Raw genomic sequence first — 12,769 nt, forward strand, 5'->3', positions numbered from 1 at the left:
CAAGAGTTTTCGGTCGGAGATTCGTTGTGGCTCTGAACGAACACGTGGACCAAGCTCCACGGTTTACCACTGGACCGCGGCGTTTGGATTTTGCCCATGGTCGAACATATGTTCTAATAGGCGTCTGTTCAGCCTGTTCCCAGCCGGCGACGTTCACGAGGGGATACCGCAAACGATGACTGTAGACACTCTGGCACCACAAGCACCGTCCACCGACCCTACCGACGCCTTGGTTGCTTCTGTCGAGGGCACCAGCACCTCACCTTCCGCCGACGAGGAGCCCCAGTCTCATCCTAAGAAGGCCCCGGCCAAGAAGGCCGGCGCCAAGAAGGCGAAGACCCTCGAGTTGACCCTCACTGTCACCGGCACGGCCGACGGCGAATGGCGCGCGGAGTTAAAGCAAGGGACCACCTACCTGGCCCGCAACCTTGCCGTCGCGGCAGCAGCCGTCTCCCGGGCAGCCAAGGAACTGCATGAGGACCTTTCCACCCCAATCGACGAGGTCATCGAAGAGGCGCGTAGGCAGCAGGCCGCCAGGGTTGCCGCGCTCGAAGCCGAACTGGAAGCCGCCCGTAAGGCCCTGGCTGAACTGGACTGAGTCAAATCCGCGTCCGGTACCGCTCGGCATTTGGTTGCAGCAAGGCACCGCAATCGAAAACCGTCGTGACGGGGATGCCGAACTCGTGCCACAGTTCTACGATCTCGGGGTCGTCGTCGATGGCCGCCCCGGATGTCGTACGTCGTTGCCAGCCGGTGACGACCAAAATCTCGCGTCCGTCGTTGTGGTGGTCGACGAGGATTGATCGGCCACGTCCCGCGCGCTGTTGCGAATTTGGCCCACCGAGCAGCGACAATCGCTAGACCTGCAGTAATGCAACACGATCGACGCCGGGCTCGCCCTAGAAATGCGGCCTTGACGTGCAACAACGCCATTGTCGCTGAAACGCGGGCAACACTCCTAGTGGCCGAAACACGAGGGCTGTACACGCCCGCGGCGCTGGGGGGAACTGCATGATCTTGGTGGGCGCGGACGGTATCGAACCGCCGACCGCTGGTGTGTAAAACCAGAGCTCTACCACTGAGCTACGCGCCCTATGCCCCGGCGCAGCAGGCTACACGCCGAAGGGCCAAGCACCCAAAACGATCAGGACTTCAACCCCTTAACGCCGCTAACGCGTCGGTCCACGCCCGCTGATCGCGGGACTCACCGGGCTGCTTCATCTCCGCAAACCTGATGATCCCCGATCGGTCGACCACAAAGGTACCGCGGTTGCTGACGCCGGCGACATCGTTGAAGACGCCGTAGGCCTGGCTCACCGCACCGTGCGGCCAGAAGTCGGACAACACCGGGAACAGAAACCCGTTCTGGGTGGACCAGACCTTGTGCGTCGGCGGCGGACCCACCGAAATGGCCAGCACGGCACTGTCGTCGTTTTCGAACTCCGGCAAGTGGTCGCGCACTTGGTCCAACTCGCCCTGACAGATCCCCGTGAACGCCAGCGGAAAGAACACCAGCAACACGTTCTTCTTGCCCTGGTACGAACTCAGCGTGACGCGCTGTTGATTCTGATCGCGCAGGGTGAAGTCGGGGGCGGGGACTCCGACTTCCAGCATCAGCGCCGCCCGGCCCGTGTTTTCGGCTGCACCAGCCGGCTTGCGCTCCAGTTACCCAAGTTGACCGACGACGTCGGCACCAGCCCCGCAGTGGGTGCGGCCTCGGCGATCTCGGCGGGCAGCACATGCCCAGGCCGACCCGTCTTCGGCGTCAGCACCCAAATCACGCCGTCATCGGCCAGCGGGCTGATCGCGTCCATCAAGGTGTCCACCAAGTCTCCGTCACCGTCGCGCCACCACAGCAGAACGACGTCGACAACCTCGTCGGTGTCCTCGTCGAGCAAGTCGGCACCACAGGCCTCCTCGACCGCTGCGCGGATATCGTCGTCGGTGTCTTCGTCCCAGCCCCACTCCTGGACAACTTGGTCTCGTTGGATGCCCAGCTTGCGAGCGTAGCTCGGGGCGTGATCCGCCGCGACCACCGTGGAACCTCCCTTACCCAACGGATGCGATGGCAATTATCGTCGCACAACCAGCACCCTGCCGGAATCTCCGTCTTAGTAGTACGTCTTGCACAATTTGATCGCCTTTGACCTGGCGTCGTTGAGTTGATTGACCCGCCGGTTGAACTCGCCCGTTGCCGCGTGGGTCGCGATGGCGTTCGCGACTGCCCGCGAAGCGTCACTGTAGGCGTTGAGCGCATTGCGCAACTCGGGGCCTATCGCATCGGTGATGCTGTTCGTCACGGCCGTGGCGCTGTTGTTCGACGCTTCGATGGCCGGTCCCTCAGTGGGGCCGGTGTTGCGGTTCGAGTTGAACGCCTCGACGAAGGCGTTGACCTTGTCGATCGCCTCGTTGCTGGTGGTGGCGAGCGTGTCACAGGAATTGTGGATCGCCTTGGTCGTCAAAGACACCTGCCGCTGTGACTCCCGGACGCTGGACGTCGCGATCGACGCGGACACCGACGCCGACACCGACGAGCGGTAGGCCGGCGCCACAGCGGTATCGGGCGCGGCCGTACCTTCGGTGACCTTGGTACACCCCACGATCCCCAGCAGCACAGCAGCTACAGAGCCAAGCGCCAGGGCACCTCGCCGACGGTCACGAAAGGGAGAAAACCCCCCGTGCGTGCGAGGGACGGCACGCCATCCGATGAGCACGGCTAGAAACGTTACCGGTTCCCGTCAGCAACACAATCCCCACGCACACCAGAAGCAACCGCGGACCGCAACTATCCGCATCGGACGCCAGTGCGGCACGATAGGGGGTGGATCACTCGAGTTGCCCCCAAACAGCACCCCGCCGACTGAGGAGCGGAAGTTGACCACCGAGTTCGCTCGCCAAGATCTGGCCAAGAATTCAAGCAGCACAAGCGAACCCGACCGGGTCCGTGTCATCCGCGAAGGAGTTGCCTCCTATCTGCCCGACATCGACCCCGAGGAGACGTCGGAGTGGTTGGAGTCGTTTGACGAATTGCTGGCCCGTTCGGGGCCGGCACGGGCCCGCTACCTGATGCTGCGACTCCTGGAGCGAGCCGGTGAGCAGCGGGTCTCCATCCCGGCGCTGACGTCGACCGACTACGTCAACACCATCCCCACCGAACTGGAGCCATGGTTCCCCGGGGACGAGGATGTCGAACGTCGCTACCGCACCTGGATCCGGTGGAACGCCGCGATCATGGTGCACCGCGCACAGCGCCCGGGTGTGGGCGTAGGCGGCCACATCTCGACCTACGCGTCGTCGGCGGCGCTCTACGAGGTCGGCTTCAACCACTTCTTCCGGGGTAAGTCGCATCCCGGAGGCGGGGACCAGGTTTTCATCCAGGGTCACGCATCACCGGGCATCTACGCGCGCGCCTTCCTCGAGGGGCGCTTGACCGCGGAACGGCTCGACGGCTTCCGTCAGGAGCACAGCCACTCCGGCGGCGGGCTGCCTTCCTACCCGCACCCCAGGCTCATGCCCGATTTCTGGGAGTTCCCCACGGTGTCGATGGGTCTGGGCCCGCTCAACGCCATCTACCAGGCCCGGTTCAACCACTATCTGCATGACCGGGGCATCAAGGACACCTCCGACCAGCACGTGTGGTGCTTCCTCGGCGACGGCGAGATGGACGAGCCGGAAAGTCGCGGGCTTGCCCACATCGGCGCGTTGGAGGGTCTGGACAACCTGACCTTCGTCATCAACTGCAATTTGCAGCGCCTCGACGGCCCGGTGCGCGGCAACGGCAAGATCATCCAGGAACTCGAGTCGTTCTTCCGCGGCGCGGGGTGGAACGTCATCAAGGTGGTGTGGGGGCGCGAATGGGACGCGCTGTTGCACGCCGACCGCGACGGCGCCCTGGTGAACCTGATGAACACCACGCCGGACGGCGACTACCAGACCTACAAAGCCAACGACGGCGCCTACGTGCGCGACCACTTCTTCGGACGGGACCCGCGGACCAAGGCACTGGTCAAGGACATGACCGACTCCGAGATCTGGAATCTCAAGCGCGGCGGGCACGACTATCGCAAGGTCTATGCGGCCTACCACGCCGCCCTGGCCCACAAGGGACAGCCCACGGTGATCCTGGCCAAGACCATCAAGGGCTACTCACTGGGCGCGCACTTCCAGGGCCGCAACGCCACCCACCAAATGAAAAAGCTTGCGCTGGAAGACCTTAAGCACTTCCGCGACGCGATGCGGATTCCGGTCAGCGACGCGCAACTGGAGGAAGACCCCTACCTGCCGCCGTACTACCACCCCGGTCCCGACGCTCCCGAGATCCGCTACATGCTCGACCGGCGCCGCGCGCTGGGCGGCTTCGTCCCCGAGCGCCGAACGACGACCAAAGCGCTGGCGCTGCCCGGCCGCGACGCCTACAAAGCGCTGAAGAAAGGGTCCGGCAACCAAGCGGTCGCCACCACCATGGCGGTCGTGCGTACCTTCAAAGAACTGTTGCGGGACAAAGAGATCGGCAAGCGAATCGTCCCGATCATTCCGGACGAGGCGCGCACCTTCGGCATGGACTCCTGGTTCCCCTCGCTGAAGATCTACAACCGCAACGGGCAGCTGTACACCGCTGTCGACGCCGAGCTGATGCTCGCCTACAAGGAAAGCGAAATCGGCCAGATCCTGCACGAGGGCATCAACGAAGCCGGCTCGGTGGGCTCCTTCATCGCCGCCGGCACGTCGTATGCAACGCACGACGAGCCGATGATCCCGATCTACATCTTCTATTCGATGTTCGGCTTCCAGCGCACCGGCGATGGCTTCTGGGCCGCGGCCGACCAGATGGCGCGCGGCTTCGTGCTGGGGGCCACCGCGGGCCGCACCACGCTGACCGGTGAGGGCCTGCAGCACGCCGACGGCCACTCGCTGCTGCTGGCGGCCACCAACCCGGCGGTGGTGTCCTATGACCCCGCGTACGCCTACGAGATCGCCTACATCATCGAAAGCGGGCTGGCCCGGATGTTCGGGGAGAACCCGGAGAACGTGTTCTTCTACCTGACCATCTACAACGAGCCCTACCCGCAGCCGCCCGAACCGGAGAACTTCGACCCCGAAGGGGTGCTGCGCGGCATCTACCGCTACCGGGCCGCACCGGAAAAGCGCTCCAAGACAGCACAGCTGCTGGCCTCCGGGGTGTCGATGCCGTCGGCGCTCAAGGCCGCCGACATGCTGGCCGAGGACTGGGATGTGGCCGCCGACGTGTGGTCGGTGACCAGTTGGAGCGAACTCAACCGCGACGGCGTTGCGGTGGAGCGCGAACGGCTGCGCCACCCCGACCAGCCGGCCGGTGAGGCGTATGTGACGAAGGTGCTCGCCGACACCACCGGGCCGGTCGTCGCCGTGTCGGACTGGATGCGGGCGGTCCCCGAGCAGATCCGGCCCTGGGTACCCGGTACCTACGTCACGCTGGGCACCGACGGGTTCGGCTTCTCCGACACCCGGCCCGCGGCTCGTCGCTACTTCAACACCGACGCCGAATCGCAGGTGGTCGCGGTGCTCGCGGCGCTGGCCCGCGACGGCGAAATCGACCAGTCGGCGGCCGTCGAGGCCGCGCGGCGGTACAAGATCGACGACGTGCAGGCCACTTCGGGGCAGGCCGAAGACGCCGGCACCGCGACGTAACCAGCCGATAGCCGCATCAGCGGCGCCCCACTCGTCGCCGAACGTCACACCAGCGTGGCTCTCACCGCCCAGCGCCACGCCAACGTGACGCTCGGCGGGCCCAGGCGCGCGTCGGGTCCCAGCGGCGCCAGCGGCGCCCCACCCGTCGCCGAACGTCACGCCAGAGTGGCTCTCACCGCCCAGCGCCACGCCAACGTGACGCTCGGCGGGCAGCGAGGCGCCCTATCCCCCGCTGAGTTAGCGGAAACTGCCATAAAAGAGGCGTAGATTTTAGGAGTGAGCGACAATAACTTCGGCCAACCTGCGCGGCCTGGGTCTCTCAAATCCCCCCTCGAACTGCTCGACGCGGTGCCCGAGTCGCTGCTGCGCAGATTGAAGAACTACTCCGGTCGACTGGCCACCGAGGCGGTCTCGGCAATGCAGGAAAGGTTGCCGTTCTTCGCCGAATTGGAGGCCTCGCAACGCGCCAGCGTCGCCCTCGTCGTGCAGACGGCCGTCGTCAACTTCGTCGAGTGGATGCACGACCCGCACAGCAACGTCAGCTACACGGCCAAGGCATTCGAACTGGTACCCCAGGACCTGACGCGGCGCATCGCCCTGCGCAACACCGTGGAAATGGTGCGGGTCACGATGGAATTCTTCGAAGAAGTGGTGCCGTTGCTGGCCCGCTCCGAAGAGCAATTGACCGCGTTGACCGTGGGCATTTTGAAGTACAGCCGCGACCTGGCATTCACCGCCGCCACCGCCTACGCCGACGCCGCCGAAGCACGCGGCACCTGGGACAGTCGGATGGAGGCGAGCGTCGTCGACGCGGTGGTCCGCGGTGACACCGGGCCCGAACTGCTTTCCCGCGCAGCCGCATTGAACTGGGACACGACCGCCCCGGCGACGGTCGTCGTCGGCATCCCGGCGCCCGGACGCGACGGGTCGGACGCGCAGAGCGGCAGCGGGCGGGCCAGCCAAACCGTGCGCGATATCGCCCTGCGACACGGCCGACAGGCGTTGACCGACGTCCACGGCACGTGGTTGGTGGCCATCGTGTCCGGCCCGATGTCACTGACTGACAAGTTCTCCAAAGAACTGCTCGACGCCTTTGCCGACGGCCCCGTGGTGATCGGACCGACCGCGCCCATGCTGACGGCCGCGTATCACAGCGCCAGCGAAGCGATCTCAGGAATGAACGCCGTTGCCGGCTGGCGCGGCGCCCCGCGTCCCGTCCTGGCCCGTGAACTATTGCCGGAACGCGCTCTGATGGGTGACGCCTCGGCGATCGTGGCACTTCACACGGATGTCATGCGGCCGCTGGCCGACGCCGGACCGACGCTCATCGAAACGCTCGACGTTTATCTGGATTGTGGCGGCGCTATTGAGGCTTGTGCCAGGAAGTTGTTCGTTCATCCAAACACGGTGCGCTACCGACTCAAGCGGATCACCGACTTCACCGGCCGCGATCCCACCCTGCCGCGCGATGCGTATGTCCTGCGTGTGGCGTCGACCGTCGGGCAGCTCAACTACCCAACGCAAAACGCCAACGTCAATAACAATCCGGTCTCGGCCGCTCCGCCGCCGGTCAGAGGGGGTACGGTGAGCCCGTCTGGCAGATAGTGACATACGCCTCACATCGCGCCCGGATCTCAAACATGTAGCTTACGAGGCTATTTTGTAGGGTATCTACAAAAACCTAAGACGAGGTTCATAATCTGATACACCCCGCAAAACCCTCTTCACAGTGTTCTCTTAGACACGTGATTGCATTTCTTGCGCCCGGACAGGGCTCCCAGAGCGAAGGAATGCTGTCGCCGTGGCTGGAACTGCCCGGCGCGGCGGACCAGATTGCTGCATGGTCGAATGCCAGCGGTCTTGACCTGGCGCGACTGGGCACCACCGCACCGATCGAGGAAATCACCGACACCGCGATCGCCCAGCCCCTCATCGTTGCCGCCACGTTGCTGGCTCATCGGGAACTGACAAGCCGCGGGCTCCTCAGTGGACGGGACTTCATCGTGGCTGGTCACTCGGTCGGCGAGATCGCTGCCTATGCGATCGCCGGTGTGATGGCCGCCGACGACGCGGTAGCGCTGGCCGCCACCCGCGGCGCGGAGATGGCCAAGGCCTGCGCCAGCGAGCCGACCGGCATGTCCGCGGTGCTCGGCGGCGACGAGGCCGAGGTGCTGACCCGCCTCGAGCAGCTCGACCTGGTGCCCGCCAACCGCAACGCCGCCGGCCAGATCGTCGCCGCCGGTCGGTTGACCGCACTGGAGAAGCTCGCCGAGGACCCACCGGCCAAGGCCCGGGTCCGTGCGCTGGGTGTTGCCGGCGCATTCCACACCGAGTTCATGGCATCGGCTCTGGACGGGTTTGCGGCCGCGGCGCAGCGCATCACCGTCGCCGAGCCCACCGCCACGTTGCTGTCCAACCGCGACGGCAAGCCGGTGACTTCGGCGGCCGCGGCGATGGAGACGCTGGTCGCACAACTCACCCGGCCGGTGCGCTGGGACTTGTGCACCGCTACCTTGCGTGAGCAGGGTGTCGAGGCGATCGTGGAGTTCCCCCCAGCGGGCACGCTCACCGGTATCGCCAAACGAGAACTTCGGGGGGTTCCGACGCGCGCCGTCAAGTCGCCCGCAGATCTGGACGAGTTGGCGAACCTGTAACTGTCGCTCGACCGAACCACCAAGCACGTCATATCGATTTACACACAACACATTACGAAGGGAAGCAAGTCGTGGCCGTATCTCAGGAAGAAATCATCGCCGGTATTGCCGAAATCATCGAAGAGGTCACCGGTATCGAGCCCTCCGAGGTCACCCCGGAGAAGTCGTTCGTCGACGACCTGGACATCGACTCGTTGTCGATGGTTGAGATCGCTGTGCAGACCGAAGACAAGTACGGCGTGAAGATCCCGGACGAGGACCTCGCCGGTCTGCGCACCGTCGGTGACGTCGTCGCCTACATCCAGAAGCTCGAGGAAGAGAACCCCGAGGCCGCCGAGGCGCTGCGGGCCAAGCTCGAGACCGAGAACCCCGAGGCCGTCGCCAACGTCAAGGCGAGGCTGGAAGCAGAAAGCAAGTGACCAAGCCTTCCACTGCTAATGGCGGTTACCCCAATGTTGTGGTAACCGCCGTCACAGCGACGACATCGCTCGCGCCTGACATCGAAAGCACGTGGAAGGCTCTACTAGCTGGCGAAAGCGGCATTCACGTCCTTGAAGACGACTTCGTCACTAAGTGGGACCTTCCCGTCAGGATTGGTGGCCACCTCAAGGAGTCGGTCGACATCCACATGGGCAGGCTCGACATGCGCCGCATGTCGTACGTCCAGCGCATGGCCAAGTTCCTGAGCCAGAACCTTTGGGAAACTGCGGGCACTCCGGAGGTCGACCCCGATCGGTTCAGCGTCGTGGTCGGTACCGGCCTGGGTGGTGCCGAGCGGATCGTTGAGAGCTACGACCTCATGAATGAGGGCGGGCCCCGCAAGGTGTCCCCGCTCGCCGTTCAGATGATCATGCCTAACGGCGCTGCCGCCGTGGTCGGCTTGCAACTGGGAGCCCGTGCGGGTGTCATCACTCCGGTGTCGGCCTGCTCGTCGGGCTCGGAGGCCATCGCTCACGCGTGGCGTCAGATCGTCATGGGCGACGCTGACGTCGCCGTCTGTGGCGGTGTCGAGGGTCCCATCGAAGCGCTGCCCATCGCGGCGTTCTCGATGATGCGGGCCATGTCGACGCGCAACGACGAACCCGAGCGTGCGTCGCGTCCCTTCGACAAGGATCGGGACGGATTCGTGTTCGGCGAGGCCGGGGCGCTCATGCTCATCGAGACCGAGGAGCACGCCAAGGCCCGCGGCGCCAAGCCACTGGCACGCCTGATGGGTGCTGGCATAACCTCGGACGCTTTCCACATGGTGGCGCCCGCGGCGGACGGTGTCCGCGCCGGCCGCGCAATGACGCGCTCGCTGGAATTGGCCGGTTTGTCGGCCAAGGACGTCGACCTGATCAACGCACACGGAACCGCAACGCCGATCGGCGACGCCGCGGAGGCAAACGCGATCCGGGCCGCCGGTTGCCAGCATGCCGCTGTATACGCACCGAAGTCGTCGCTGGGTCACTCCATCGGCGCCGTCGGGGCACTCGAGTCAGTACTCACGGTATTGAGCCTTCGGGACGGCGTCATACCGCCCACGTTGAACTATGAGACTCCCGACCCCGAGATCGACCTCGATGTCGTCGCCGGCGAACCCCGCCACGGCGACTACCGATACGCGATCAACAACTCGTTCGGGTTCGGCGGTCACAATGTTTCGCTCGCGTTTGGGCGTTACTAAGTACGAGAGGAAACTTCGGTAAACCTATGACCGAACTGGTTACCGGGAAAGCGTTGCCCAACGTGGTCGTCACCGGCGTTGCCATGACGACCGCGTTGGCTACCGACGTGGAAAACACCTGGAAGTTGTTGCTGGATGGCCAAAGTGGCATCCGCACACTCGACGATCCCTTCGTTGAGGAGTTCGACCTGCCCGTGCGCATCGGCGGGCACCTGTTGGAAGAGTTCGACAGCCAACTCACGCGGGTTGAACTGCGTCGCATGTCCTACCTGCAGAGAATGTCGACGGTCATGGGCCGACGGGTATGGGAGAACGCCGGAACGCCGGAGGTGGACACCACCCGCCTGGCGGTGTCGATCGGCACCGGGTTGGGCTCGGCAGAAGAGCTCGTTTTCGGGTACGACGAGATGCGGATGAAGGGCTTCCGGGCGGTTTCGCCGCTGGCCGTGCAGAAGTACATGCCCAACGGCGCTGCGGCTGCCGTCGGGCTGGAACGCCACGCCAAGGCCGGGGTGATGACGCCGGTGTCGGCGTGCGCGTCCGGGTCGGAGGGTATTGCCCGGGCGTGGCAGCAGATCGTGCTCGGCGAGGCCGACATCGCGATCTGCGGTGGCGTGGAAACCCGCATCGAAGCGGTGCCGATCGCCGGCTTCGCGAACATGCGCATCGTGATGTCCACCAACAACGACGACCCGGCGGGTGCCTGTCGCCCGTTCGACAAGGATCGTGACGGCTTCGTGTTCGGCGAGGCGGCCGCGTTGATGGTGATCGAGACCGAGGAGCACGCCAAGGCCCGTGGCGCCAACATCCTGGCGCGAATCATGGGCGCCAGCATCACTTCGGACGGTTTCCACATGGTGGCACCGGATCCCAATGGTGAGCGTGCGGGGCATGCGATGACGCGTGCGATTCAGCTCGCTGGGCTCACTCCGCAAGACATCGACCACGTCAACGCCCACGCCACCGGCACTCAGGTTGGTGACGTGGCCGAAGGCCGGGCGATCAACAACGCCTTGAAGGGCCACAAGCCTGCGGTGTATGCACCTAAGTCAGCGCTCGGCCACTCGGTGGGTGCGGTCGGAGCGGTGGAGTCCATCCTGACGGTGCTGGCGCTGCGGGATCAGGTGGTCCCGCCAACGCTGAACTTGGTCAACCTCGACCCGGAGATCGATCTGGACGTGGTGGCCGGAAAGCCGCGGCCTGGCACCTACAACTACGCGATCAACAACTCGTTCGGGTTCGGCGGACACAACGTCGCCATCGCGTTTGGGCGCTACTAGGAAAACGCAAGAGAAACCCAAGGATCGTCGAGGATCGTCGGATCAACCCAGAGCAACACGGAACTACAGGAGACCTGCGATGACAATCATGGCCCCCGAGGCGGTTAACGAGTCGCTCGACCCCCGCGATCCACTGCTGCGTCTCAGCAATTTCCTCGACGACGGCAGCGTTGAGTTGCTCCACGAGCGTGACCGTTCCGGTGTCCTGGCCGCGGCCGGCACCGTGAACGGTGTACGCACCATCGCGTTCTGCACCGACGGAACCGTGATGGGCGGTGCCATGGGCACCGAGGGCTGCCAGCACATCGTCAACGCTTACGACACCGCCATCGAAGAGCAGTGCCCCATCGTGGGCATCTGGCACTCCGGCGGTGCCCGACTGGCCGAGGGTGTGCGGGCGCTGCATGCGGTCGGCACGGTGTTCGAGGCCATGATTCGCGCCTCGGGCTACATTCCGCAGATCTCGGTGGTCGTCGGCTTCGCGGCCGGCGGCGCCGCCTACGGGCCCGCGCTGACCGATGTCGTCGTGATGGCGCCGGAAAGCCGGGTCTTCGTCACCGGCCCCGACGTGGTCCGCAGTGTCACCGGCGAGGACGTCGACATGGCGTCTCTCGGTGGTCCGGAAACCCACCACAAGAAGTCCGGGGTGTGCCACATCGTCGCCGACGACGAACTCGACGCCTACGAGCGTGGTCGCCGGCTGGTCGGATTGTTCTGCCAGCAAGGACATTTCGACCGCACCAAGGCCGAAGCCGGTGACACCGACATCCACGCGCTGCTTCCCGAGTCACCTCGGCGCGCCTACGACGTGCATCCGATCGTGTCAGCGATCCTCGACTCGGACACGCCGTTCGACGAGTTCCAGGCCAACTGGGCGCCGTCGATGGTGGTCGGCCTGGGCCGGTTGTCGGGTCGCACCGTCGGCGTGCTGGCCAACAACCCGCTGCGACTGGGCGGCTGCTTGAACTCCGAAAGCGCTGAGAAGGCAGCACGTTTCGTGCGGCTGTGCGACGCCTTCGGCATCCCGTTGGTGGTTGTTGTCGACGTTCCCGGGTATCTGCCGGGTGTTGACCAGGAGTGGGGTGGCGTGGTGCGCCGCGGCGCCAAACTGCTGCACGCGTTCGGCGAATGCACCGTCCCGCGCGTCACCCTGGTCACCCGAAAGACCTACGGCGGGGCCTACATTGCGATGAACTCCCGGTCGCTCAACGCGACCAAGGTGTTCGCGTGGCCGGACGCCGAGGTCGCGGTGATGGGCGCCAAGGCGGCCGTCGGCATCTTGCACAAGAAGAAGCTGGCCGCTGCTCCGGAGCATGAGCGTGAGGCGCTGCACGACCAGCTGGCCGCCGAGCACGAGAAGATCGCCGGTGGTGTGGACAGCGCCATCGAGATCGGTGTGGTCGACGAGAAAATCAACCCCGCCCACACCCGCAGCAAGCTGACCGAGGCGCTCGCGCAGGCCCCCGCCCGCCGCGGCCGCCACAAGAACATCCCCCTGTAAC

The 12,769-nt window shown here is 65.1% G+C and carries 12 protein-coding genes and 1 tRNA gene; 8 read left to right on the top strand and 5 right to left on the bottom strand.

Translation table 11 applies throughout. The features are described from left to right. Window positions 1–175 precede the first annotated feature (175 nt). Complete coding sequence (locus BST27_RS15240; protein ID WP_069421205.1) at window positions 176–598, top strand: DUF6319 family protein; 423 nt, start codon at window positions 176–178, stop codon at window positions 596–598. A gap of 1 nt (window position 599) precedes the next feature. Here BST27_RS15240 and BST27_RS15245 read toward each other — a convergent pair whose 3' ends face one another. The 5 genes from BST27_RS15245 to BST27_RS15265 all read right to left on the bottom strand — a co-directional run bounded on the left by BST27_RS15245 (window position 600) and on the right by BST27_RS15265 (window position 2,714). After that, a complete protein-coding gene (locus BST27_RS15245) occupies window positions 600–854 on the bottom strand; it encodes a hypothetical protein (RefSeq protein WP_069421206.1) in 255 nt (84 codons plus the stop codon). A 164-nt stretch (window positions 855–1,018) separates the two neighbouring features. Further along, window positions 1,019–1,093 (bottom strand) — tRNA-Val (locus BST27_RS15250). Window positions 1,094–1,152: 59 nt separating this feature from the next. Continuing rightward, window positions 1,153–1,614 carry a peroxiredoxin gene (locus tag BST27_RS15255; protein ID WP_069421207.1) on the bottom strand — a complete coding sequence of 154 codons (462 nt, stop codon included), beginning with the start codon at window positions 1,612–1,614 and terminating at the stop codon, window positions 1,153–1,155. Next, the gene (locus BST27_RS15260) at window positions 1,614–2,036 is read right to left on the bottom strand and encodes a DUF3052 domain-containing protein (RefSeq protein ID WP_069421208.1); all 423 of its coding nucleotides are present in this window, start codon (window positions 2,034–2,036) and stop codon (window positions 1,614–1,616) included. The genes BST27_RS15255 and BST27_RS15260 overlap by 1 nt, the downstream gene beginning before the upstream one ends. A 75-nt stretch (window positions 2,037–2,111) precedes the next feature. Beyond that, window positions 2,112–2,714 (bottom strand): hypothetical protein, encoded by a 603-nt coding sequence (locus BST27_RS15265; protein WP_069421209.1) that lies wholly within the window; start codon window positions 2,712–2,714, stop codon window positions 2,112–2,114. Window positions 2,715–2,874: 160 nt separating this feature from the next. Between BST27_RS15265 and aceE the strand changes: the two genes are divergently transcribed. The 7 genes from aceE to BST27_RS15300 all read left to right on the top strand — a co-directional run bounded on the left by aceE (window position 2,875) and on the right by BST27_RS15300 (window position 12,768). Beyond that, window positions 2,875–5,667, top strand: coding sequence for a pyruvate dehydrogenase (acetyl-transferring), homodimeric type (aceE, locus tag BST27_RS15270; RefSeq protein ID WP_069421210.1), 2,793 nt, complete (start codon window positions 2,875–2,877; stop codon window positions 5,665–5,667). Window positions 5,668–5,943: 276 nt separating this feature from the next. Continuing rightward, complete coding sequence (locus tag BST27_RS15275) at window positions 5,944–7,272, top strand: PucR family transcriptional regulator (RefSeq protein WP_069421211.1); 1,329 nt, start codon at window positions 5,944–5,946, stop codon at window positions 7,270–7,272. A 140-nt stretch (window positions 7,273–7,412) separates the two neighbouring features. Further along, entirely contained in the window at window positions 7,413–8,321 is a 909-nt protein-coding gene (locus BST27_RS15280; RefSeq protein WP_069421212.1) for an ACP S-malonyltransferase, read from the top strand. Window positions 8,322–8,392: 71 nt separating this feature from the next. After that, a complete protein-coding gene (gene acpM, locus BST27_RS15285) occupies window positions 8,393–8,740 on the top strand; it encodes a meromycolate extension acyl carrier protein AcpM (RefSeq protein ID WP_069421213.1) in 348 nt (115 codons plus the stop codon). After that, on the top strand, window positions 8,737–9,987 hold the full coding sequence (kasA, locus tag BST27_RS15290) for a 3-oxoacyl-ACP synthase KasA (protein ID WP_069421214.1): 1,251 nt from the start codon (window positions 8,737–8,739) through the stop codon (window positions 9,985–9,987). Before acpM ends, kasA begins: the two co-directional genes overlap by 4 nt. 26 nt (window positions 9,988–10,013) lie before the next feature. Next, a complete protein-coding gene (gene kasB, locus BST27_RS15295; protein WP_069421215.1) occupies window positions 10,014–11,267 on the top strand; it encodes a 3-oxoacyl-ACP synthase KasB in 1,254 nt (417 codons plus the stop codon). Window positions 11,268–11,346: 79 nt separating this feature from the next. After that, window positions 11,347–12,768, top strand: a complete 1,422-nt coding sequence (locus tag BST27_RS15300; protein WP_069421216.1) for an acyl-CoA carboxylase subunit beta — start codon at window positions 11,347–11,349, stop codon at window positions 12,766–12,768. Window position 12,769: the final 1 nt, after the last annotated feature.

This window comes from Mycobacterium intermedium (assembly GCF_002086275.1).
Classification (GTDB): Bacteria; Actinomycetota; Actinomycetes; order Mycobacteriales; family Mycobacteriaceae; genus Mycobacterium; species Mycobacterium intermedium.